This is a genomic window from Spirosoma endbachense, from assembly GCF_010233585.1.
GTDB lineage: Bacteria > Bacteroidota > Bacteroidia > Cytophagales > Spirosomataceae > Spirosoma > Spirosoma endbachense.
Genome location: NZ_CP045997.1, coordinates 8,037,488 through 8,063,264, shown reverse-complemented (window position 1 = coordinate 8,063,264; position 25,777 = coordinate 8,037,488). Strand labels below are relative to the sequence as shown.

14 protein-coding genes and 1 riboswitch are annotated in these 25,777 nt (G+C 51.7%); all 14 genes read right to left on the bottom strand.

All coding sequences use genetic code 11. The annotated features are described in order from the left end of the window. Positions 1-197: 197 nt before the first annotated feature. Positions 198-297: riboswitch (SAM riboswitch) on the bottom strand. Positions 298-481: 184 nt separating this feature from the next. The 14 genes from GJR95_RS32845 to GJR95_RS32780 all read right to left on the bottom strand — a co-directional run bounded on the left by GJR95_RS32845 (position 482) and on the right by GJR95_RS32780 (position 25,753). Continuing rightward, positions 482-1,756, bottom strand: a complete 1,275-nt coding sequence (locus tag GJR95_RS32845; RefSeq protein ID WP_162389884.1) for a YeiH family protein — start codon at positions 1,754-1,756, stop codon at positions 482-484. A 53-nt stretch (positions 1,757-1,809) separates the two neighbouring features. Continuing rightward, positions 1,810-3,312, bottom strand: a complete 1,503-nt coding sequence (locus GJR95_RS32840) for an SLC13 family permease (protein ID WP_162389883.1) — start codon at positions 3,310-3,312, stop codon at positions 1,810-1,812. A 6-nt stretch (positions 3,313-3,318) separates the two neighbouring features. Continuing rightward, the gene (soxC, locus tag GJR95_RS32835; RefSeq protein WP_162389882.1) at positions 3,319-4,569 is read right to left on the bottom strand and encodes a sulfite dehydrogenase; all 1,251 of its coding nucleotides are present in this window, start codon (positions 4,567-4,569) and stop codon (positions 3,319-3,321) included. Positions 4,570-4,593: 24 nt separating this feature from the next. Continuing rightward, the gene (locus GJR95_RS32830) at positions 4,594-5,103 is read right to left on the bottom strand and encodes a c-type cytochrome (RefSeq protein ID WP_232541310.1); all 510 of its coding nucleotides are present in this window, start codon (positions 5,101-5,103) and stop codon (positions 4,594-4,596) included. Between the two features lie 100 nt (positions 5,104-5,203). Beyond that, positions 5,204-7,027 (bottom strand): hypothetical protein, encoded by a 1,824-nt coding sequence (locus GJR95_RS32825; RefSeq protein ID WP_162389881.1) that lies wholly within the window; start codon positions 7,025-7,027, stop codon positions 5,204-5,206. A gap of 13 nt (positions 7,028-7,040) precedes the next feature. Beyond that, on the bottom strand, positions 7,041-8,435 hold the full coding sequence (locus GJR95_RS32820) for a DoxX family protein (RefSeq protein ID WP_232540935.1): 1,395 nt from the start codon (positions 8,433-8,435) through the stop codon (positions 7,041-7,043). Positions 8,436-8,457: 22 nt separating this feature from the next. Next, the gene (locus GJR95_RS32815) at positions 8,458-9,810 is read right to left on the bottom strand and encodes a RagB/SusD family nutrient uptake outer membrane protein (protein WP_162389880.1); all 1,353 of its coding nucleotides are present in this window, start codon (positions 9,808-9,810) and stop codon (positions 8,458-8,460) included. A gap of 80 nt (positions 9,811-9,890) precedes the next feature. Further along, positions 9,891-12,932, bottom strand: a complete 3,042-nt coding sequence (locus GJR95_RS32810) for a SusC/RagA family TonB-linked outer membrane protein (RefSeq protein WP_162389879.1) — start codon at positions 12,930-12,932, stop codon at positions 9,891-9,893. 508 nt (positions 12,933-13,440) lie between these two features. Beyond that, positions 13,441-14,460 carry a Gfo/Idh/MocA family protein gene (locus tag GJR95_RS32805; protein ID WP_162389878.1) on the bottom strand — a complete coding sequence of 340 codons (1,020 nt, stop codon included), beginning with the start codon at positions 14,458-14,460 and terminating at the stop codon, positions 13,441-13,443. Positions 14,461-14,496: 36 nt separating this feature from the next. After that, positions 14,497-17,175, bottom strand: coding sequence for a PQQ-dependent sugar dehydrogenase (locus tag GJR95_RS32800; protein WP_232540934.1), 2,679 nt, complete (start codon positions 17,173-17,175; stop codon positions 14,497-14,499). A 126-nt stretch (positions 17,176-17,301) separates the two neighbouring features. After that, complete coding sequence (locus tag GJR95_RS32795; RefSeq protein ID WP_162389877.1) at positions 17,302-19,119, bottom strand: beta-N-acetylhexosaminidase; 1,818 nt, start codon at positions 19,117-19,119, stop codon at positions 17,302-17,304. 46 nt (positions 19,120-19,165) lie between these two features. Beyond that, positions 19,166-20,890: an FAD-dependent oxidoreductase gene (locus GJR95_RS32790; RefSeq protein ID WP_162389876.1), complete on the bottom strand. Its 1,725-nt coding sequence runs from the start codon at positions 20,888-20,890 to the stop codon at positions 19,166-19,168. Positions 20,891-20,973: 83 nt separating this feature from the next. Beyond that, a complete protein-coding gene (locus GJR95_RS32785) occupies positions 20,974-22,668 on the bottom strand; it encodes a RagB/SusD family nutrient uptake outer membrane protein (RefSeq protein WP_162389875.1) in 1,695 nt (564 codons plus the stop codon). A gap of 4 nt (positions 22,669-22,672) precedes the next feature. After that, positions 22,673-25,753 carry a SusC/RagA family TonB-linked outer membrane protein gene (locus GJR95_RS32780; protein WP_162389874.1) on the bottom strand — a complete coding sequence of 1,027 codons (3,081 nt, stop codon included), beginning with the start codon at positions 25,751-25,753 and terminating at the stop codon, positions 22,673-22,675. Positions 25,754-25,777: the final 24 nt, after the last annotated feature.

Here is a 25,777-nt window from a genome sequence, read left to right as displayed (position 1 = left end):
ATCAGCGGGAGCTATTTAGCCGACGTATCGAGATGGAGTTACGAATAATCAATCAACAGTACAGCCAATAGATCATTGGTCCGCCAATCAACAAAGGCAACAACAGAATTGTAGAGCCAAATTGCGTGAATTCCTGATTCTACAGGAGCCGGAAGAAGATGTTTGGGTAATCATGCCTGTCCGCCGGAGCGGGTGTAAATTTATAGTTCCTAACCAATTAGGCAGGTTAGCACGGTTTCCAACTGGAACGTTGCTAAGGGTTCAATGAGCCTGTCTCTCCCCCTTTCGGTATAAATCCACAGCTACTTTGCAGGTAGTAAGTGTAAGACGATTCAAATATAGAGCCTCTGTTTTCAAAAAAGCAACAAATTCCTATATAATCTATAAGAAAAGAATACTTTTCTTGAAAATTTACTACTTCACCCGCTGGTCAGCGTAGAATTTACTGCAATCGGGCCAGCATCCAGCCCGATCGTAAAGCTTACCGAAACAGAAAATACGCGATTATTAGCGTGATAAAAATATTGAATGTCTGGGCAATCAAAAAGGCGTAAAGCGGTCGGCGATTGTCGGCTTTGAACAGATCCGCAAAGCGGGTTTCAAGGCCAATGCTGGTGAAGGCCAGCGCAAACCATAGTCCCTGAAGGCTTTTTAGACTTCCTTTTACGCTGTCTACCGTTTCCGCATCCAACACAAAAGAAAACAGCAATGATGCTCCCAGAAAGCCCAGAATAAACTTCGGAAATCGCTCCCAGATGACGCCCAAAGTTGGTTTACTGGTCTGCACATCGGCAGACTGGTTTTTAGTATAGGTCCAGTATACGCTAATGGCAAAAGCGGCCACGCCCAGCAACACATTCTGCGAAAATTTGACAATGGTACTGATTTTTAAAGCCTCATCGCCCGCTAATGTTCCTGATGCCACAACCGCACCGGTTGTATCGATCGTTCCGCCCAGCCAGGCTCCCGTTACCTCCGGCGACAAACCGAGCGCGTGCGCTGCATAGGGCATGAACAACATCATTGGAATCGCCGTAATCAGTACCAGCGAAATAACATAGGAAAGCTTTTTGCTATCGCCCTGAATCGCTCCCGAGGTTGCAATGGCTGCTGACACCCCACAGATCGACACGGCCGACGCCAGCATCATGGTCAGTTCATCGTCTATTTTCAGCCGTTTACTGATCCAGTAGGCAAAATACCAGACCGACACCACCACGACCAGAGCCTGCACCAATCCTAGTGATCCGGCTTTCAGAATATCACCAAAAATGACAGTCGTTCCCAGCAATACCAACCCTATTTTGACGAACAACTCCGTAGCCAGTGCGCCCTTCAGCCAGTCGGGTAGTTGAACCAGATTACCCACCAGCAAACCAATGCCTAAGCTGAAAATGACTGCTTCCAGGTTCAGATCTTTCAGCGTTTTATTTCCAGCCAGCACCAGGGCCAGTACTGTCAGCCCAAAAATGATTGGAAATCCGAACAGCGTGGACCGCAATGGCTTGCCCGTTAAAATGGCACCAATGAGGGCAATGGCATACGTGAAACCGAATTGTTCGAGAATTATCAGTCCGTTTTTGGCACTCAACACCGTAGCTGTCAGATCACTTCCCTCTTTCCAGCCAAACGCAGGCGCAGGAATCACTACACCCGAAAGCGAAAGGGCAATAATCAGCAGGCCGAGCACCACGACGGTCCAGTCTTCGGTTAGTGTAGGATTAGTTTTAGTGATTGGTTCAGCAACAGTTTCCATTTGATTTATTTTTGAGAAAGGTTAATTCGTTTTGTCTTGTGGTTCAGGTCTGTTCAGTTGGTCATCCATTTGTAGGCTCCGCCAAACGCAATCAGCAGCAGGAAACCTACCAATGCCAGTAGTAACCCGGCTTTGATCATATCCCGAATCGTAACCTGGCTGGTTGCCAGCACAATGGCGTTCGGTGGTGTCGACATGGGCAGCACGAACGCAAAACTAGCTGCAAACGTCACGGGGGCGCCCAGTAGAATCGGATCGATACCGGTGGCCGTAGCAATCCCAAAAACCATCGGAAGAGCCGCCGTTGCCAGTGGCGTATTGGCAATGATTATTTTCAGTAGCAAGGTGATGCCTACCAGCGCGACAAGCAATCCGCTGTAGTCATGCGAACCAGACGACGCAACGGTATCGCCGATCAGTCCGATAATGCCGGAACTTTCGAGCGTTTTGGCCAGCGCCAGCCCTCCGCCGATCATGAACAGAATACCCCAGGGTAACTTATTCATACTACTCCAGTCGAATAATAGACCAGTATTACTGGTCGGGTCGGGAGTCAGAAAGAGCAGTAAAGCACCGCTCATGCCAATGATCGTGTCATTCAGAAAATCGGCTCCCAGCCACTTCACGAACAACGCCCTAAAAACCCAACCAATGGCCGTAAGCAAAAACAGCCCACTGACAGCGTATTCGGAATATCGTATCGGTCCCAATGCCGTCAGTTTATCTCGAATGATGGCCGATGCATCAGGCAACGCATGGCCTCTCACCGGAAACAGGAGCCGGACCAGAATGAGGTATGTGGCCGTGAGCATCAATACTGCCAGTGGAAATCCGACAACAAACCAGCCCGTAAACGAAATATCGGTTTTGTAGGAATCGCGCAGGAAACCCAGCAACACGCCATTGGTCGGTGTGCCAATGGTGGTGGCAATACCTCCGATACTGGCTGAATAGGCCAGGCCAAGCAGCAAACTCACCGCAAAAGGGCGAAACTGGCGCTCCTGACCCGCCCGCCGGAAATCGTCTTCCAGTAAATGAAGCACCGACTGCGCAATGGGCAGCATCAGCAGCGCAGCCGCCGTATTGTTCACCCACATACTGACAAAAGCCGTAGCCACCATAAAGCCCAGCACCAGCCGGTGGCTGGCCGTACCGATCAGACGCACGATGTGAAGTGCAATGCGGGTGTGCAGATTGTGCCGTTCAACCGCCAGCGCAAACACAAAGCCCGACAGAAACAGCAGGATCGTGGGATTGGTGTAGTTGGCGGCTGTAGTCGGCAGATCCAGAATACCCAGCGCCGGGAACAGCACTATGGGTAAAAAAGCCGTCACGGGTAAGGCTACTACCTCGCTGATCCACCAGACCATCATCCAGACTGCAACACCAATAACCAGCTGCATTTTTGGCGCAACTGGCAACAAATTGCTGTAACCCAATACCCAAAAGAGCAGTGGTCCGGCCAGCAACAGGCTATATTTCGGCCAGTGTGCAGGCAATACGGTTCTTCGAACAGTGGCAGGATGGACTAATTCGGGAATTGTCGTATTTTCCATAATCGCTTATCGAAAATTTTCGGGCCGGTTCAGCACACGCCCATCGGGTTTGATTTGCCATACCGTAATCGGGTTAAAATGATAGCCTCCAGTATCGGCGCCCCGTGCGTCAATGAGTTGGGCGAACGTTGGCTGTACGTAGCCCGTCTCGTCGGTTACGCGGCTCATGATCTCGGTTTCAGATCCATTCCATTGCCACAGGTGCCGGAATCGTACATGTGCTTTATCCAGAATGGGCTCCTGTAAATCAGCCAGTTTCCAGTTTTTACCGGCATCTGTACTGACCTCTACCCGGCTCACTTTTCCGCGACCGCTCCAGGCCAGCCCCCGAATTTCGATCCAGCCTTTCTGAATCTGAACCGGATAAGCCGGAAAGGTAATGATCGATCGGGCGTCGATGTCAAAGCTAAATTGCCGGATTTTGCCTCCTTTAATGCCTTCTGAGTATTTCGAGGTTTCCTCTCGGGTTTGCCAGGGAGCGTCACCCAGTTCAAGCCGACGTAGCCATTTGACGCTTGTATTCCCTTCCCAACCGGGCAGAAATAGCCGCACCGGATAGCCCTGTTCAGGCCGAAGCGCTTCGCCATTCTGCGCATAGGCAATGATGGCATCGTTCCAGCCTTTGCTGGTCGGAATGCTGCGGGTCATCAGCGCAGCATCACCGCCCTCAGCCAGAAACCAGTTGGAGCCGGGCTTTACGCCCACTTCCCGAAACAGCGTTGAAAGCAGCACACCGGTCCATTCACTCTGACTGGTGAGGCCACAAATTTCCTGCGGAGACATGGTTTCTTTGCCCGTACGAAAATTGCCGGAACATTCCAGAAAGGCAATGCGCGATACCGACGGAAACCGTTTCAGATCAGCCAGTGTGAACACCGTTGGGCGTTCGACCAGGCCGTGAATAAGCAGTTCGTATTTGGCCGGATCGATTGCCGGGACCCCATTGTGATGCCGCTCGAAATGCAGATCCGAAGGAGTGATGGTGCCGTACAAATCCTGCAACGGCGACCGCGACGAAATATCGGAGGCATTTTTTGCCAGTTTCTCAAATGACGACCGTGTTCCAACCTTACCCGGCGGAACGCCCATCTGCTTCGTTGGATCGTCGGAAATCTGGGGAATACCAATCTGCAAACCCTTTGCAAACGAGGTTTGTACCACCGCTACAGCGGCAGTAGCAGCTCCACCCAATAAAGTTCGGCGGGTGATCGTTGCGGGTTTAGCCGGTTGATCACCGTCGCTAGCAGGCTTCACCATGATTCATTTTCCATTAGTTTCTCCCTAGTGTATTTCTGGTCCCGCTTTCCGGTCGTCGGGCACGAATAGTTTTTGAGCAGGCATGACTACCTTCGGCAATGTCTGGGCATTTAGCACGGCTTTTTCGTCGAACAGTTTATTCGCCGTCAGCAGGTAAGCCGTCAGCGAATAAACTTCTTCATTGGTCAATGAACCCGGCTGACTGAACGGCATAGCCCGCCGAATGTAATCGAACACAGTTGTGGCATAGGGCCAGTAGTTTCCAATCACTTTTTCGGTTCGTTTTCCCGGTGCCGGAGTCGTTGTCACCAACGATCCGTTGGGCCCTCCTACCCCACCCGCACCATGACAGGCAGCACATTTTGCCGCGAAGATTACCGCACCGGTCGTTGCCGTACCCGATCCGGCAGGTAAACCCTGACCATCAGGACGCACATCGATGTCCAGCGGGGTTATCTGGGCAATAGTTGCCGGTTTGCCCAAACCAAATCGGGAAGGCAATGAGTCGACCTTCGGATCGCTCATTCGATTCATCCCCACCTGGTTCCTGTCAGGAAACATGGGGCCAGCAATCGGACGCGGATATAGATCGAGAACCGCAACAAACAAACCAACAGGTAGCACCAGCCATGCATTACTCATACTTACCGGCTTTCAGGGTACTCTCCGACAGGGCATATTTCCGGTTATAGCGATCCAGCACCACATAAATCGAATCTTTCGTTTCGTTGATTCCCCGCAGGATGACCTTATTGCCACCATCCTGTGCGGTATAACTGAGAATCATACGATTACGCTTGGCAGGGCGATTCTCGGCATCAATCCCTTTGGTGCGCCGGGCCGACCGGGCAATGGGATCAATCTTCGGGTCTTCGGGTCCAATGATTGCCAGCGCTTCTTTTGGAATCCAGTTATCTGGTTTGCCAGATTCACCGGCATCGTCTTTTCGCCGGCCTTCACCGCGACGGTCTTCACCGCGACGGTCTTCACCGCGACGGCCCTCACCTCTCGATCGGTCACGTGCCCCTCCTTCGTTCGTGCCGCCCAGATCGCGGTTATTGCCCAGAAATTCCCGGTTCTCGGCATTGCGGGCTCCCCGATTTTTATCCTGCAAATACAGAACGTGATGGACTGGGTCGGCTTCGTAATAAAATACCCGCTGCCCACCTGAAACACCCGTCAGTTCGAAAGTTCGGTTGATGTCACGCATGGGCGCACCACCCCCATTGGAGAGGTCTAATTCAACCGGTTTATTGACCTTGAACGTTAATGTAGTCCAGTTTTCGAAGGTAGCCTGCTGCCAGCGTACCGAATCCAGTGGTGAGTAGGGTAGCTCCTTACCATTGAGCCGGAACTCGGTCACGTTGTAATTGCCCCGGAGTTCCTTGATGCCTTTTTGAGCCGGTTGCTTATAGGGATCATACCGGAAATTGACGTACTGGAGCCAGAACAGCAGCACCAGAAATAGACCGATCGTGAGCGTTTTCAGTCCAATCCGCCCATACTGCTGCCAGCCCGTAAACGTTGGCGCGAAATAGTTCGGAATTGTCAGCCGCTCCCGGATGAGCAGGTTGTAAATGTCTTTGATGTAGTAAATCAACAGGAAGCCGGACAACAGCACGAAATATGAACTGTAGCCATGCACTCCTCCATCATAAGCGAAGTTGACGTAAACAATATCGGCCAGCGCCCCAAACAGCAACACGGCACCCCAGAATGTGGTGACCCGAAAAAACAGCAAAGCACCCGCCAGCACCTCGACCACCCCCGTAAACACTTCATACCAGGGCGCAATACCAATTGAAAGCCAGTAGATTTTCTGGGCCGTCAGGTCGCCGAAGTTTGTGTTCAGTACACCCAGTGATGGATACGGCAATTGGGTAGGCATCAGTTTGGTGAAACCGAAACCAATAATGCCGATGCCCGCCCGATAGCGCACAACAACCCGCAACCAGTAATAGAGCAGCTTGTAATCACGGGCTTCGGCGTTGCGAAACCGGGCGACAGCCGTCCAGATCAACCCAGCAACGGTCGCAAAAATCAGCGTAATGATCCAGGGTGCGTACCCATTCAGCGTACTGCCGAAGAGTTTATTGCCAAAGATTGTCAGGCCTGAACCAAAGCGGGCCACGTCGTAGAGATCGCGGTAATGCAGGTGCAGCCAGTCGAATTCCAGGATTTCTTTATACCAGTCGAGGCTGTTGGGCAGCGACATACTGATGAAGAACACAAACGCAATCCGGAACAGGATTTTCTGGTTTTCTGTCCAGGCCGGTACTGACTTAGTCGATACGGATTCAGCCGGGATTGGCCAGGGCCGCTCTTGAACGGCTGACTGAGCGACAAATGGAGATTGCAGCCGGGATTGGCTCGCATCAGACCGGGGTGGCCCAGCTAATTCTTCGGGCGATACCAGTCCTAAGTCCGCACGTTCGGGAGTGATGTTTGGGGTTGCCATCGTTCAGAGGAGATTAGAGTTTGAGCGATCCGCGCCGACCAGCTTTGGCGGCCTCGTCGATGAGGTATTTTTTGTTGATTTTATCCAGAACAGCGTAGACTGAATCGCGTTTTTCGTCCAGACCAGCAAGAATAATCTGCCCGTTACCTGCTTTTGTATACGTTAGTTGCAGCGTTTCGGCAGCGTAGTTAGGATTGCTGTTTTTAAGAGTCAACAGGTTTCGGGCCGGGTCTACGGTATAGCGGTAATAATGCCTCCCCTGCGATCCGGCAAATTCATAATCCTCTTCGGTCGATCCGCCGGTGCGGTCGGTAGCTGGCAGCTTTTCCGTAACCGTATTGACGATACTGACGGGTCGGTTCGATTTGATACTGATCGTATTCCAGGTCTCGAACACCACATTCTGCCACCGAACGGGGTCGTTTTTGGCATAAGGCAATGTTTTGCCACCTACCCGAAACTCACGTACATTATAAAGTCCGGCAGCACCCGGCAAACCCGGTGTTTTCGGAAACCGAACGGAGCCATTTCGGTAGGTTGAATAGGTCGTAAATCCATAAAGCAGGACCGTAAACAGGATAAATACCGACTTGAGAGCGAGTCGTCCATACCGCTGCCATTGCTCGTTCAGAACTAAATAAAAACGATTGGGAGACGCAGGCAACTCCAGCGATAATAACCGGAATAAACGGATCGCATCGAAGGCAAACAGAACCAGCGCAAACGTGATGAGTAGTCCGCTATAGACATATTCGCCCCCTTCATAAGCCAGATTCGAGAAGAACACATTCCCCAGAAACGGCAGCAGAATCAACGTACCAATCGTGGCCGTTTTGCGGTGCAGCAACAATAGGCCACCTACCAATTCGACCGCCCCCAGAAAGGATTCGTAATTGGGCACGATCCCCAGCGACAGCGAAAATAACTTCCAGGCCGTATGGTCGCCATAAGCGGTGTTGAGGTTGCTGATAGACGGCAGTGGCGCCTGCAACGGGAACAATTTGATGAATCCGTAGGCAATCACGCCCAGCGCCAGCCGATAGCGCAGTACAACCCGAAGCCAGTAATACAACTGGTCGTAGTCGGTTTTAGAATCGTTCCGAAACGACCATACCACTGAACCGATGGCGGCAAACACCAGCACAACGCCCCAGTTAACAAAGGTATCCTCTGGGCCGAAAAACCGGGGGGCGTAGTGCGATAGATTGAACAGATAGCGTGTATATCCGCCATTAAAGTCAACCAGATTCACGAAGAATTGTGCATCGAGTGGTAAGGCCTGAATTAGAAAATACAGGAAAACGAATCGAAAAATTGTTTTTTCGACGACTGTCCAGTGACCATCAGCCGGAACAGTAAAAGGCTGGCTAGTCGGTGACGGAGCGGAAATAGTTTCTGAATAACCCATGATGATGTTAATTGAGTAGTGGTCAGTATCCAGGATTTTGTTCCAGCGCTTTATCGGTCAGCAGTTGCTGCACCGGAATGGGGAGCACAGATCGGTTTGCGTCGGTCAGGTTAAAAACAGCCTGAGCGCGGCCCGTCCGTACGATGTCGAACCAGCGATGCGGTTCCAGCGCAAACTCGACCCGCCGTTCGTTTTCCACAGCCAGCAGGACCGCATCTTTCGTTGCGGTTGTGGCCGTAGTGAGTGCGGTCAGCCCCGCCCGATCGCGTACGGCGTTGAGGTCCGTCAGTGCATCGGTGAGTTTGTCCTGTTGCGCACGGGCTTCGGCACGAATCAGGTAGGCTTCGGCAATTCGGAAGATGTACGACGGGTCGGAAGCCGGGTTACGGTAATAGAGGTTTCCGTACCAGCGGTTCTGGTTGTCTTTAGCCACGAGTACCGAGCGATTTCCGCCAATGGCTGGATTATTCAGCAGAGCCACCAGCGCATCGTTGGGAGCCCACTGGCGTGTACCGCCATTTGTTTGTGGCTGCCATTGGCCCCGATGGCTATTGACTTCGGTCGTGCCGTTATAGAAAATCTCGAATACGGATTCAGCCGTTCCCCGCGCATCGCTCTGAAAAAAGGCTCCGTATGGTTTCAGCAGCTTATAATTGGTCGCATCGCTGATGAGCCGGGTAGCGTAATCTTCGGCCTTCGCGTAGTCTTTCTGATACAGATAATAGCGTGATTTCAGGGCAAAAACCGTTTTCTGCGTCACCCGATAGCGATCGACCGTAGTTGGCAGGAGTGGTTCGGCCGCTTCCAGATCTTTCAGCACCTGCGCATAGGTATCGGCCTGACTGCTCCGCTTAATGCCCGAATTATCCGTCGGTTTGGTCGTTGGACTGGTGATGATAGGCACCCCACCAAATGTGCGGGCCAGATCGAAGTAGGCCAGGGCACGAATGGTATACGCTTCGCCGAGGTACTGGTTTTTAAGGGCCGTTGTCAGGGTTGGGTCCGTCACAGCCGGCACTTTCGCCAATACATTATTGGCTCGGTTGATCGTCCGGTAAATCGCGACCCAGACACTGGCAATTGTCGAGTTATCGGCGTTGACTTTCTTGTTGATAAACTCCTGCACCTGCGACTGCGAGCCGGTCCATTGAATATTATCGCCCGTCAGGTAGCCAATGCTCTGAAAACTGGTGCCGTAATAATCACCGCTGGCCAGTGCGCTATAAACGCCACGTAAGGCTGTCAATGCAGAATTCTGATCGGTTATCGTTTCCGTATCGGAGATCGACTCCAGCGGTTTGACATCTAAAAACTCCTTGCAACTACTGGCGCTCAGGAGCAGGAGCAGCGAAAAAATGATTTTTATGCGATTCATTGGTTGATTCATTTGGGTGATATCCTGCCGTAGTCGATGAAGACACATGACCTGGAAAGACAGTACCGGAAAGAGGCTGTTTATAAAGTCAGACTAATACCGCCCTGTATACCAACAGGTTGAGGAGGCGTACCCAGATCGATACCCTGCGAATTCGGATCGCTGCTGGCACTCGACTCCGGATCGAGCCCCGTGTATTTGGTCAGCAGCCAGAGATTCGTACCCACGGCATAGACCCGTAGGCCCTGAATGCCCACCCGACGGGTTAACTCTTTGGGGAGCGTATAACCAATAGCCAGCGATTTGAGCCGCAAAAACGACCCATCTTCCAGCCAACGGCTTCCGCCATCGCGGTAGTTGTTGACATTAATGCCATCGGGGCACGGTACATCGGTGATGTCGCCGGGCTTCTGCCAGCGGGCCAGATTGGACGCAAAAATGATGCGGGCAGCATCACGCGCTCCCCCACCCTCGCCAAAGAATTTGTTGTGATTATAAATCTTGTTACCGTACTGGTACGAGAAGAACAGATTGATATCAAACCCTTTAAAGGTCAGACTATTGGTCAGTCCACCAAAGAATTTTGGCCAGATGCTCCCCACCAGCTGCCGGTCGTCAACGGTTATTTTGCCGTCTTTATTCACATCGTCGTAGACCACATTGCCGGTTTGTGGATCTACGTAGAGCTGCTTATAGACCCAGAACGAATACAGCGGGAATCCCTGCTGCTGGAGAATCAGGTCGCGGCTTCCGTAACGCAGGGGTGTGGCCAGCTTCTCGATGCGGTTAACGTTCTGCGCTACGTTGAAGCTGGTCGTCCAGGTTAGCCCACCCCGACGAATATTGACCGTATTGATGCCAAATTCAAAACCTTTGTTGCTGATTTCGGCCGCATTGCTCCAGTAGTTACTGAAGCCGGTTGCGCCCGGAAGAGCGATTTGTAGCAGGCCATTCGAGGTGTATTTGTCGTAGACGTTAAACTCAAAGCCAACCCGATCGTTGAACAGCGACACATCGAGCCCCGCGTTGATCTGCCGGGTCCGCTCCCACTGCAAATCGGGATTGCCCAACTGCTGGGGCGAGATACCAGGACTGCCCTGATAGCCCGTGCCACCGGTCCAAAGACCTTGTGCGGCAAAGTTGCCGATGCCGTTCTGATTACCCGTTACACCCCAGCTGGCCCGGAATTTCAGGTCACTGATAAATGTCGCGTCGCGCAGAAACTCTTCCTGCTTGATACGCCAGGCCACACCCACCGACGGGAAATAACCCCACTTCCGCGATGAACCAAACCGCGAGGAGCCATCGGCCCGAACGCTGGCATCAATCAGGTATTTGCCCGCAAAATTGTAGTCGGCTTTGGCGAAAAAAGAAGCCAGTGTGCTTTTACTCCAGTTCTGTGAGCTGGCCGTTGTGGCCGCCGACGAAATCTGGGTAAAGTTGTCATTCGGGAAACCACGCCCCTCGGCGTAGGTACGCGTTAGGTTATCGCTTTGCAACGTATTACCGACCAGGAGACCAAACGAATGGTTCGCGCCAAGCTTTTTCCGATACGTCAGTGTCTGTTCGTTCAGCCAGGTTGTGTATTGGCTGACGCTCGATGTTGCATAACCGTTGGGGCTTCCCGAAATCAGGAGCGAATTCCAGTATTCCGACTCGTTGTAGTTGTTGTAGTCAATGCCGAAACTGGTCCGGAATTTCAGACCCGGCAGCAGTTGAGCATCGGCGTAGAGATTGCCAATGTAGCGAAGACTGGTGGTGTGAACATTGTAATTATTGATCAGCAGGGTGAGGTTATCGAACCCGGCCCGGCCAACCAAAACGCCCTGATCATTCGTTGGTGACAGGTAGGTAGGCGTATGCAACGCAGCCTGCAACAGCCCTCCGGCCGGACCATCGCCCGCGCGACCCTGATTGCGGTAGGTGCGGGTAAACGTATTACTTACCCCAACCTGAATCTTATCGTTTACCTGCTGATCGAGGTTTACTTTAAAACTGGCACGGCTAAAATCAATAGGCCGAATAATGGCTTCCTGCGTATTGTAGCCACCGCCAATGTAGTATTTGGTCGTTTGGGTACCGCCCGTCAGCGAAATATCGTAATTTCGGAGTTGGGCCGTACGAAACAGTTCGCCCAGCCGATCGTACGTTTTTTGCTCCTCGGGAAGCCCGCGCCCACCCTCCGATACAGGCCGGAATGGGCGGTTAGCAACCGTCCGGTTTAGCGTCGGATCGTCTTTGCCAGTATTCACCCACCATTCGTTCACCAGCGTAGCGTGCTCCGGGCCGGTTGTCAGGTCCCAAAGTTTAGCCGCTTTGGCAGCCCCCGCCGAAGCATCGATCTTGATCGTTGGCCGCTGACCAAACGCTCCCCGTTTCGTGGTGATGATCACAACGCCATTAGCTCCGCGCGAACCGTACAGAGCCGTTGCTTCGGCATCTTTCAGAATTTCCATGCTTTCGATGTCGGACGGGTTAATGTCGGCAATTGGAGAGGTCGCCTTACCGCCCGTACTGATACTTTGCAGGCTATTGTTATTGATAAACACGCCATCGACCACGTAAAGCGGGTCATTACTGCCGTTGATGGACGTCGCCCCGCGCACCCGAATATTGACCCGTTCGCCGGGTACACCCGTGGCACTCGAAATCTGAACGCCCGGCACTTTGCCCTGCAATTGGGCGTCTACGCTCCCGACCGGAATAACTTTTGTGTCGCTGGGGTCTATTTTGGCGATGGAACCGATGAGGTTTTTTCGTTCCGCAGTACCATAGCCGACCACAATCACTTCATTGAGCTGCCGCAAATCGGCTTCGAGTTGCACCCGTAATGGCGTCGAACCCGTTGCGCGCACCTCAATTGTTTTGTACCCAATAGCCGATAGTACTACTAGATCGCCAGGTTTGGCAGATAAGCTGAACTGCCCGTTGGCATCAGTGACAGTACCTTTTGTCTGCCCTTTCAGGACAATGTTTACGCCAGGAAGCAGTTCGCCATTGTCGGCCCGGACGGTGCCGGTCAGTGAAGCATTGGTTGTATTTGATGGACTGTCTGGCGACTGTGCCGACAATCCGAACGGAATGAGTAATAGAATTACCCAAACTGCATAGAGTTTTTGCATTACTTTGTAATGGTTACGTGAGAAACAAGGTAGGCCAACCGGCGTTGCGATCGCCGGGAGGCCATGTGCCAATATCTTGTTGTGACCGACCGGAACGGTTGCCGCCGTTCCGGTTTTTTTATTGGCAGGTTTTAAGTGACTGGTAGTTCGTGCAGGAAGATTATGTCATAAGTCAACAACGGGATTAAACAAATATCAATTTAGTATATAGACTAAGAGTTTTATTGATGAGCAACACGGACTAATAGAGCCCCTTCATATCTGGTATCTGTGACTTTATTACTGGCTTGCGATTGCCAGCAATTTTGCCAAACAGAAATCTTTTATTTTCAGGAAAAGCTACAAACAAAATACCTTTATTCTCTATAGAATAGATAGGAAATAGGGGTATTTAATTGACTATCAGCGCACAAAGTTGTGCATAGACCACCAAACCCGCAAATTTTATTTCGCGTTTTCCGAATAAAAATTTGGTAATACCGCTGATTGTCAGCCCTTCGGATAAGCTTTATAAGCGCACAGTTTTTCCTTTCTGGCGCTTGCTTGCATCAGCAGCTTCCATAAAGGCAACCATCTCCAGTGTTTCTGTGGCGGGTACGGGTGGTTTCCCTGTGTCGAAAAATTGCACTATTTCCCGGACCAAGGGCAGGTAACCGGTAAACGGACCAAGGGTCGCAATTCCTTTTTCACCATAGGCAGTACCGCCAAAGCCGGTCGCCCCTTTTCGAATGCCGCGGAATGTACCGATTCGATTATCGTTCCAGACACCCACGACCAGATCGACCTCATCATTGAACGTTCTTGTCACGCTTTTACAACCCACTCCCATAACGGCAAAGAGCATTTCGACGCCGTGTATGCCATACCAGAACAGGTCCGGATGCGTTTTCTCCAGGGTTGCCGGGCTGTATACATCCGCTCCCGTAACAGCTCCTATCTTCCCCTGAACCACCTGCTGAACATGCTCCTCAAAGCGAAGAGCCGACGACGAAAAGACGGGGATGTGATATTGATCGGCAGCGGCAAAAATAGCTTTTGTGTCGTTTAACGAAGCGGCAATCGGTTTATCGATGAATACCCGCTTTCCGGCTTTGAAGACAGGTAAGACCTGTTCCAGATGCAATCGCCCGTCGTTAGTTTCCAGCAGCACGACGTCAACTTTAGCCAGGAGCGCATCAATGGAATCGACGATTTCGACCCCGTATTTTTTGACTTCTTCCGTGTATCCGGCAATCATGCTGACACTCGAAACGATGTCTCTGCTCCCCTGCGGATAGGCCGCTACGACTCGGTAGCCGCCCAGTTCGGGCAGGGCTTTCGGGTCGTTCAGGAGCTTCGTAAAAACGGCACTATGGGATGTGTCCAGCCCGATAATGCCAATCCGTTTCCTGTCTGCAACAGACGCATTTCGACGCTCTACCCCAAATGAAGGTTGCGCCAGGGCCAGTCCTATACTTGTTGCTATTGTGGTATGAATAAATCGACGACGGTTGACAAGAGGATTGTTTGGGTTAATCGTATCAGTCATGAAAATCAGGAAGGCTTTAGATACGTTGAGAAGAAACTACGGGTTTGCTTTGGGTTCAAAATACATCCAGTCGATGTGAAACAATTCTTTACGGGCAGCATCGGGATTGGTAAACACAAAGAACAGATTGTGAAGCCCCTGGGTGGATTTAACCGGTGCCAGTAGGTCTTTCCACTCCGTTTTCATGTCCTGAACTTTACCACCGGAAATATCTATCGTACTGACAACTGGCCCCTGCGTACTATCCAATCGAACCTCGATCCGGCCACCGGCTCCCTGCGATTGAACCCGGTATTTGATGTTGCTTATCTGATTCAGATCAAGCTTGTCGAACACGACGAAACTGTTGTTGTAGATCTTGCGAATGTAGGAAATGAAGCCCGTATTGGCCGTAGCAATGACTACACCCACATTGCCGCGATCATTGTCTTCCATCTGAATAAGCGGATTACGCAGCACAATGTATTCACGGGAGGTAATAGGCTCAATTCCATTAGCGCCTTCGTCTTTGTAGCTCGCCACCAACACATAGGCGCCTTCGGGCCCTTTTCCGACGTGTTCATTCAAGGCCAGCGTTCCCTGCATTGGCAATTTAGCTTCCTGCTGGTTGAGCGATAGAATATACCCAACCATTTCTTTGGCATCCTGCACCGACAAATCCGGGTGAGCCGACATGTTGTAATTACCCCAGACGCCACTTCCTCCTTTAATGACCTTTTGGGCAAGCTGATCAACGGCTTCAGTTTTTCCTGTATACCGTGCCGAAATTGCCTTCAGACTGGGACCGATCGACGTTTTTTCCAAGGCATGGCAGGCTTTACAGTCTGAAGCTGCCATTAGTTTTTCGCCCTGTAGATGCGTTGTTACCGTATGCCCACCTGACAAAACGCTGGCAATGTCTTTCCCATAGGGAAGGTAAGTGAACGATGTAGTTGTTCGGGCCGGGTCAATAATTTTGTCTTCCGGATCTTTAATGCTGATCTGGTAATTGAGTCTGGTGTTGTCCCAGTAAAAGCTTCGATTTCCGTTTGTGGTGATGCTTATCTGCGAAGGCGTATTTCCCACATGCAGCGTAGTGGTCGATAGCCCCTGTCCGCCGTGCTGATCCGTTACGGTAAGGGTTACCGGATAAACGCCTGGTTTATTGATCGTTGCCGATACCTCTTTCCCCGTTCGCTTTTCCGAACCGATCTGCCAGGAGTACCTCAGTTGATCGCCGGAATCATAATCTTTCGAGCCAGCTGCCGACAGAGCGATTGTCATTGGTGCGGCTCCGTAGTGTTTGTCTATCCGAATATCAGCGATCGGGTTTCGGTTGCCTTCCGAATAGTTGACCCGGATCAGTCCGGCATCGGTGTTATTAGCAAACCAATTGGTGCCGTACGCCAATATGTACAAAGAACCGTCGCGATTGAACTGCATATCCATCGGAGCGATTAATTTCAGATGGCTCAGAAAAGGCTCCATGCGTACATAATTGCCGTTTTTATCGAGCGTTACGGCCATCATCCACCGGCGTATCCAGTCGTAGATGAGCAACTTACCATCGTAATAATCGGGTAATCGGTTCTTATTATCAGCAAACTGATCACGGTAATAGACCGGACCAGCCATTGCACTAGCCCCGCCTTTGCCCACCAAAGGAAACCGTTTCGACGCCTGTTTGCCGTACCAGATCATAGCAGGCTGAGCTGCTGGCAATTCGCGAATCCCCGTGTTATGGGGTGAGTTATTGACCGGATGCACCGGGTCTTGTTTAGGCCCTTCCTGTTTGGTCGCAAAGTCATATTTCGGGAAAGCCTCGTTGTTGCCCAGAAAATACGGATACCCAAAAAAGCCAGGCTTGCGGGCCTGATTGATTTCGTCATAACTCAGCGTGCCTTCTTCGGCAGGCACATTCGTATCGGGGCCGACATCCCCCCAATACACATACCCATTCTTCGGATCGACCGACAACCGGAATGGATTCCGGCAGCCCATCACATAAATCTCCGGCCGACCTTTGGAACCATCTTTTGGAAACAGATTGCCATCGGGGATGGAATAGGTACCATCAGGTTCGGGTTTAATCCGAAGGATTTTACCGCGCAGATCCTTGCTGTTGGCGGTTGACGCCTGATCGTCGGAGAGTTCGCGGCCGGGCCGTTCGTCGGTTGGGTTATGCCCTTCGATTTCCTCCGCATTGGTGTTATCTCCGGTAGACAGGTACAATAAGCCCTTCGAAAAGGTCAGGTAGCCCGCTGAATGACAACAATATTTTCGCTGAGTCGGAATTTCCAGCAACACTTTTTTCGACGCCTGACTAAGCTGATCGCCTTTCAGTTCATAACGAGCCAGCTGGCTGACCCATTTTTCACCACCAACCCCATAGTAGAGATAAACCCAGTTATTCTGCGCATAATCTGGATCGACGGCCACCCCCAGAAGCCCGTCCTCGATGCCACTGAATACATTGATATGCGCAATGGTTTTGAGTTGCTTCAGTTCGGCATCGTATAGCCTTACACCCCCTTTTCGCTCTACAATCAACACATTGTTGTTGGGCAAAATGCCCATTCCCATCGGTTCGTCCAGTCCCTGCACCAACTGCATGGCCGTAAAGCGACTACTGTCGGGCGCATCGGTTCGCTGCTCCGACCAGAGCTGTGGTGATCGCTGTGACGTGAATGAAAACCACAATGTTGTCAGCAGCAAAAAGGCATTCATCAATTTCATAAGGATCGTCAAGGGGTTTAGGATGAGTAATGCAGCTGGAAAGCGACTAAACCAAAGGCTGGCCGCATCTAGTCGAAAGTAGGAGCCAGCATCTACTCTACTGTGCTTTCCAGTCGCATCACTTCGTTACTGAACGCGTTTTTCCATATCGGGCAACGTGACTTCAACCATGCGTCCGATGGGTTTCCCATTCCGGTAGGCCACAACCTTTACCCGATCGGCTCCTTTCGGCATCAGGAAAGGCTGGGTATACAAGGGAAAGTGGTCGTCAGGCACCGTATTATCCGTCGAATAATAAAGATAAGTATCGGGTAGCTCACTACTAAGCAAGACTTCCATCATACCCATCGGATGTTTTTTCAGCGTTACAATCGGGTTGTAGACACTGCGCGAGTAATTCACATCCTGCGCATCGAATCGCTTGAAATGAGCCTCCATCCGATTGACAAAATCTGGCCAGTTTCGCCGTTCTTTTGGCGACCATAACACTTCGGCTAAGGCAAACGCCCGCGGCCAGACCATGTATTCGGCATGGCGGATATTCGGTACACTTTCAGCCCAGAGATTTCCCTGCCCGCCCAGAATTAAGTTAACATCGACGCTGTCGGGAACCGGTTCGAACGAGTACGACGTGCTTAGTCGATTGATGCCATACGTGCTGGGTTCGGCCGATGCCTCGCCCTGGTATAAATCGAGGTAACAGAATTGATACGGTGTCATAATAACCGGATGGCCCTGTTTGGCCGCTTCAATACCACCTTTCATGCCCCGCCAGCTCATGACGGTTGCATCGGGTGCGAGACCGCCCTCCAGAATTTCATCCCAGCCAATCAGCTTTTTCCCTTTCGACTGTACGATTTTTTCGACCCGCTTAATGAAATAGCTCTGCAACTCTTCCAAACTGCTGAGGTTATTGGCAGCCATAGTGGTTTTACACTCCTCGCAGCTGGACCAGAAGCCCTTGTAGGCTTCGTCACCACCAACGTGGATATAAGGCCCTGGAAATAGTTGAGCGATCTCAGTGAATACCTTGTCGATAAACAAATACGTGCTGTCGTTGCAGGGATTGAGCGTATTGTCTTCGAGTTTATAGAACTTACCATTGGGTGGTACAACCACCTGCTTTTTGCCACAGGTCAGGTTCGGGTAAGCCGCAATGGCCGACATGATGTGGCCCGGCATATCGATCTCTGGTACGACGGCAATATGTCGTTCCTGAGCATATTGAACAATTTCACGAATATCGTCCTGCGTGTAAAACCCACCATACGACGGTAATTCGCCCGGTTGTGGATTTTCAATGTCCCACCAGCGACCCGTTCGGGGCACGCGCCAGGCACCTACTTCCGTCAATTTAGGCAGGCTATTGATCTGAATCCGCCATCCCTGATCGTCGGTCAGGTGCCAGTGAAAAACGTTGAATTTGTACTGCGCCATTTGATCGATGAACCGCTTCACAAACGCCTTATCGAAAAAGTGACGACTCACATCCAGCATCAATCCGCGCCAGCCAAACCGGGGCTGGTCACGAATGTGCAGAGCCGGAACGGACTGGTCACGAAATGATTTCGCAACAGGCAGCAATTGACGCATCGTTTGCAGACCATAGAAAAGTCCGGCAGCTTCAGGAGCCGTCAGGATAATGCCCGTTGGCGCAACCACCAGATCATACCCTTCCGGCCCTACGCCCGCTACAGGAGCCAGTCGAACCGTGATGGCCTTGGTGGGTCGGGCTATATCCGTTGTCGGAATTCCGGGCAGATTATCCGTCACCATTTTGCGCACATCGGGGGCGGGTGTCAGGATCGACAGGCGGGTTTGGGCGGTGATTGCAAAAGCCCCGGTTGCTGGTTCAAGCGTTTGTGGAGCAGGAATAAGCGCTGGAATTGGTAACTGGGCCGAAGCCGTGACCGCCAGCAAGAGCAGAACAATTAATTTATGCATTATAAATAAGGTTTAGAACAACCGTCTCTTAGACGTAAATCAGCGCTTACGGTTTAGGCCATTGGGTTTCAATTCCCTGCGAGCGAACCATCGTCTGAAATCCATCGAGCAACTGTTCTTTCTCCCGAACCACGCGCGGAATTACTTTCTTATCGAGCGAATAAGCCACCAGCATCCCTACAGCCTCCCCGATGCTCCACTCCACCGGATGCAGTCGATAACAGCCATTGGTAATGTGTGTTGTACCGATGTTTTTATTGGCAGGCAGCAGGTTTTCGACCCGTTTTGGTAATAAAGCCCCCAATGGTATCTGGAATGGCAGGGAACCAAAATCGATGTAGTTGTTGCCACCCGTACTGGGGTGTAAATCAATATGGTAGTAGCCCACCCCTACGCTGTCGGGGAATTCGGCAGCGGTATTGTCGGTCTTCTTTCCCGTTATCAGGGCGCGGTTATCGGCACCGACATGCTCTTCCAGTACGGTAAATACCGCTTTGATGCGCCGTGATTCCCGGATATACGGGTATTTGGCCAGACCATCTTCAGTGCCCATCAGATCACCACGCAGGCGAAGGCCGGACCATCCCAGCTTCCCGTCGGGGCGGGGCGCTTCGGTCTGAAGCCAATACAGCAGCGATAAGCTCAACTGCTTGGCCCGCTCAACGTGTTTTTTAAAGTCTTTTTCACTGGCTCCGATCAGGTTGCCGAGCGTGTAATCGTTCTGTGGCCAGTTTACGCTGGAAATGTCACCCGCATACGTACCGGGTTTAAAGTTGTCTTTGCTGATAATCCGGCGGTAATTCCACAGGTTGAGGCTATCGCCCGTGCTGACTCCTTCGGGATGAAAACCCAGCTTTTTCGGTTCCAGCGTTTTAGGATTCGAATAGGCCAGATCCAGCAGTTTGCCGGACCAAACGGGTGTAACATTAGGGGTATAATTGCGCCAGAAATCGTACTCTTTGGGCTTATCGATGACGTGGTTAGCACCGGGAATATAGTCCATCGCAAAGCACATCGTAAACGCCTGACAGTTGTTCGGATCAGCCTTTTCAGGGGCGTGTAGCTCCCGCGTTTCCGCGCGTGATTCAGCTCCAGTCACGAACTCGGTTCCGGTTAGTGGCAACAGATCACCCAGTTCGGTAGCATCGACAAAATAAGGGGCCGACAGAATGACTTCGTTTCCTGTTCGCTGGCTAACGGCCTTGAGGGCCCGGACTTTATCGCCACGAACATCGGCACCCGTAATTTTGTGTTCGATCAGAACGGTTAGCTGACCCGCGCTGATGTAGGGGGCCAGCATCTGTTGCAGAACCGCCAGCGCAACCCGTGGTTCATGGCATAGTTTCGACACAACGCCATCGCCGGGATTCAGATTCGGGCGTGTTTTGGCCGACTCCGTCAATGGATAATTCTGACGATAGTAGCTACGGACGGCGTTCCGAAAATCGCGGTAAAGCTTCGTTGCTCCATGCGTTTCAATCCACTGATGTTCATCAGGCGGAACACCCTGCTGGGTTAGTTGCCCGCCAATCCAGTCGGTTTCTTCGGTTAAAACCACCGTCAGTTTGTTCCGTAAGGCAGCCAGAGCCGCAGCGCAGCCCCCCAACCCGCCACCGGCTATGACCAGATCAGCCTTGCGTTCGGCCTGGCCAGCGCGCCAGAAGTGCTGCCCGCCGAGACTATGGGCAGTTGCAGGAAACGCCAGCAGTGGAGCCGTTAAAGCAGCGCCACTGCTGATCGATAATCGTTCAATAAAATTCCGTCGATTCATTCGTACTAAGCTAAAAATCTTCTGTGTTGCGGTGGTGTTTCTATCGCCAGGATATGGCCTATAAAACACCACCGCTACTGATTCTACCAACCAGAATTTTGGGTCAGCAGTGGGTTAATGTCGCGTTCAGATTGTGGAACGGGCAGCAAGGTAAGCTTTGGATACCAGAATCGGTTTTCGCGCACGTAGCGTAGATTTTCGCTGCCTGTGTAAACGGGAATACTGTTGAGATCGTGGGTAGTACTCGTTTTAAAGGTCGGGGACGCAGGTACTTTGGCCGGATCTTTGGCAGCACCCATCACCGGCTGTGGCATGGCAATATCAGCGATTCCCCACCGGCGAATATCGAACCAACGGAAGCCCTCCATCGCCAGCTCGGCAACGCGCTCCCGACGAATCAACTGACGGAGTTTATTCTGGTCTTTCTGAATGGCCACCTCCACGGTTGGTTGCCCGGCGCGTTTTCGCACCAGATTCATGGCGTTGATCACCGAATCGTCGAGTTGGTTGAGCTCAATTTTGGCTTCGGCATACATCAGCAGGATTTCGGCGTAGCGCATCATGATGAATCCAACCCGCGCCGTAAACGCATCTTCGGCCGTCAACGTGTATTTGGCATGCAGTAAGCCGACGCCACTTTTAGACGGTCCAAAGGCATTGTCAAAATCAGCGTTGGTGCTGGTTGTCCAGGCTCCACTCGCATTTCTGAACGAGGTCGTGTTCTTGTAAATGTCGTATACCAGCGTTTTCAGGTTCATGGAAATCGTATCGCCCGGAATCGCTACCGTATACTTTAACCGAAGATCACGATTTCGGCTGGGTTTAGCCGGATCATACACCGCCGACTCATCGATCCGTTTTCCGTCTTTTGCTTCGAACATATCGACCAGCCGTTGTTGCGGAAACCGCCCGGACTGACCACCAGCCGCCCGCGAAATACTGCCCAACGGAAGGTACGTGATCGAATTCGCATCGGCTTCCGAATGAAGAATCTGGTACATGATCTCTTTCCCGGCATTGGCCGTCTGCCCCGTCCGCGTGAACAACTCACCAAAGTTTGGATTCAGATTCAGCCCGGCCCCATCCATAATCTGTTTGGCAGCATCGGCCGCAACCTGATATTCTTTGTTGAAAAGCGCCGTACGTGCCTTATAGCCCAGCGCAACCGCCTTGCTCATCCGACCCGGATCGGCAGGAGCCCATGCCAGAACGGCTGCGGCAGCATCTAATTCGCTGTAAATAAACTTGATGACGTCCGCTTTAGGCGTGCGGGTTTGCGAATAAAACTCCGTTGGCAGTAAAGGTTTGGTGATCAGGGGTACATCGCCAAACATAAATACCAGATAAAAATAGGCGTAGGCCCGTAACACCCGCGCTTCGGCCTGAAGTCGGTTATAGGCAGCGGCTGGCACATTGTTTTTGCCAACTTCCATGCCTTCGAGCATCGTATTCGCCTGCTGAATGGTGGTGTAGGCAAATGTCCAGATGGCTTTTGGGTGCGCATTGAACACGTCGAAATTACCTTCACCCAAATCAACCGCCCGCAATAGGGCAATATCGGTCCAGCCGTCCATAATCGACTGATAGGGTGTATTTCCAGTATTCCAGTAAGCCGATTTGTAAATGCCATTCAGGGCAACATTCATCTCGGTCTGGTTATTAAAAAACTGACCCGTGGCCGGGGCATCCAGCGGGACCTGTTCGAGATAATCTTTGCAGCCCGAAAACAAGGTCATCGACAGGCACAAACTTGTTATGTAGAGAAATCTTTTTTTCATGGCTTTAGAAATTGATGTTCAGACCAACGGTGTAGGTTCGCATGATGGGGTAAAATTCACCGCCGGTATCACGTTGCTCCGGATCGAAGCCGGGGAAGAACTTCGTCCAGGTAACCAGGTTCTGGCCACTCACATAGACCCGCGCTGACTTGATTTTCACTTTCGTGGTCAAAACGGTTGGCAGTGTATAGCCCACAACGACATTTTTCAGGCGCAGATAAGCAGCTGACCGCACCCAGAAGGACGACGTAACGTAATTATTCGGAATACTGTTGACCGTCAGGCGGGGGTAAGCGGCTCCGGTATTTTCCGGCGACCAGTAGTCTTTCTGGTACTCAAACATGGTTCCCTGGAAGTTTGCGGAGTAGAATGGCTGTGCCGCCGTGCCTGACAGGTAATTATCTTTCTTGCCAACGCCCTGGAAAAAAGCCGTGAAGTCGAAGCCTTTATATTGTGCCGACAGGTTCACGCTATATTCGTAACGAGGGAAATAATTGCCCAGAATGGCCCGGTCGTAGCTGTCGATTTTGTTATCCGGAACACCATTAGGGCCACTGATGTCGCGGTACCGAATATCGCCCGCAGCCGAGTTTCCGTATTGAAAGGGTGCATTCTTCACTTCCTCTGCGCTCTGAAACAGCCCATCGGCGATGTAGCCGTAATACGAATCCAGTGCGTAGCCTTCCTGCTGAATCGTGGCTCCGTTGATAATCTGTTTTCCGCCATTATTGAGCAGCGTATTCTTTACATCCGATGCATTTACCTGCACCTGATAGCTGAAATCGCGGATTTTGTCACGCCAGCCAATCCCCAGCTCCCAGCCTTGATTGCGCATCGAACCGGAATTGACAAAAGGGGCTGTAAGGCCAACATAGGCCGGAACCGGCACCAGCTGGAGCATGTCGACAATGTCGCGCTGGAAGAAATCGGCCGTTATGTTCAGGCGATTGCGCAGCAAACTGAAGTCGCCACCGATATCCAGAATTTTCGAGGTTTCCCAGCGTATGTTGGGGTTAGCCGCCGTTGTTAGTGCGTAGCCCGGATTGACGGTGTTGTTGAAATAGTAGTTATAGGCCGAACCCGAGTTAAACAGTGAATACGTCGGGTAATAGTCGGCTACACCGCTCCGGATCAGGTTCTGGTTTCCCAGCGAACCATACGATGCCCGAATTTTCGCTTCGTTGACCACTTTATTGATCCCCGCCCAGAATTTTTCCTGTGAAAGCCGCCAGCCTGCCGACACGGACGGAAACAGTTGCCACCAGTTGCTCTCCCTGAACCGCGATGACGCATCCCAGCGACCATTCACTTCCAGCAGGTATTTTTCGTCGTAATTATAGTTCAGCCGACCATAGGCCGACACCATCGAGTAACGGCTTTCGCCACCGCTCATGCTTTGCCCCAGTTGATCGCCACTGTTCAGGTAGGGTCGGTCGGGAGAGAGCAGATTCTGGCGGAATGTATTCACAAAACTGGTCCGAAAATCTTCGGTGCTGAAGCCGCCCAATAGCGTAAAGCCGTGTTTACCAAACGATTTGTTATAGGTAGCCTGCGCCCGGAACAGATTCTGGTAGTTCTGCGAATAATTGTCACTCAGCGAATTCAGAGCTGGCCAGGGCCGCGCAAAAACGAGCGTATTGTTGGCCACATCGGCATTATAGATGTCGTACTGGTCCATAAACTGTCGATTGCGCGACGTGTAGTAGTTGGCGCTGTAGGTTGCGAGTAACTCCAGGCCAGGAATCGGCGTATAAGTCAGTGACCCTTTGATGATCTGCGAATCGGTCAGATTCCGGTTAAAACCACCGTCCTGCGCCTGAGCTGCCGGGTTTGCGTTCGACCAGCCCTCGCCCCACTGGCCGGTACTATACTGACCGGGCGTAATGGCCGGGAAACCCAGCATTTCGCGAATAATGTACTGGGGAGTATTCTGCCCCGGCCACAGGCGGTTCGATTTATTCAGCACCAGATCCATCGAGGCCGACAGCTTATTGGTGATGGCTACATCGGTATTGAACCGCAGGTCCATCCGTTTATAATTCGTGTTGGCCGTCAACCCATTCTGATCCAGAAAGCTGCCCGATGCGAACAATTTGACACGCTCTCCGCCTATCGATACATTGAGGTTATGGTTCTGCATCAGACCATTATTGGTCAATACCAACTTCCGCCAATCGGTGTTGAACAACGTCAGGTTATCCGGCCCATTTTTCTCATAAGCTGCAATTTGCTGGGTAAACGCGGCCGGAAGGCCACTATTGGCCTGAGCCACATCCCAGAATTTCATGTGCTCCAGCCCATTTACTTTTTGGGGTAAATCAGTTGGTTCCTGCTTCAGGCCGTAGGCGTTATAACTGACATTGACGCCTTTTGCGCCCCGTTTGGTCGTAACCAGCACAACACCATTGGCGGCCCGCGAACCATACACGGCAGCAGCAGCGGCATCTTTCAGAATCGAAATGCTGGCAATGTTATTGGGATCGATGGCATCCAGGCTCATCTCGACGTTATCGACCAGAATCAACGGGTTCTGCCCGGCATTGATCGAACCGACTCCCCGAATACGAATCGTTCCTGCATCACCGCCCGGCACACCCGATTGCTGGGTGATGGTGACACCCGGTGCGGCTCCCTGCAACGCCAGCGATGTTGAACCTACCTGCCGATTTGTGAGCGATTTGCTTTCGATTACAGCCACAGAACCGGTCAGATTCACTTTCTTCTGTGTTCCATAACCAACCACAACTACCTCATTCAGCGTTTTGGTGTCTTCGGCCAGCGAGGCATCATACTCACCGGCCCCATTGAACGGGATTTCTTTGCCCACTGTTCCCATGAACGAAAACACGAGCGTACCACTTTGCTCATTCACCCGAAGCGTATAACGCCCATCCGCGTCTGTTGTGGTCCCCAAAGTCGTGTTTTTGACAACCACGGTCACCCCCGGCAGAACGGCCCCGTTCGCATCGGTAACTTTCCCCCGAAGCACCTGGCCCTGGGCAAAAACATTGGCGTGTTGACACAACGTAATCAGCAAAGCCAATAGCCAGCTTATACGCCATCTCTGCGTAAATAAGTGTTGCATAATTAAATTTATCTGGTGTTAGTA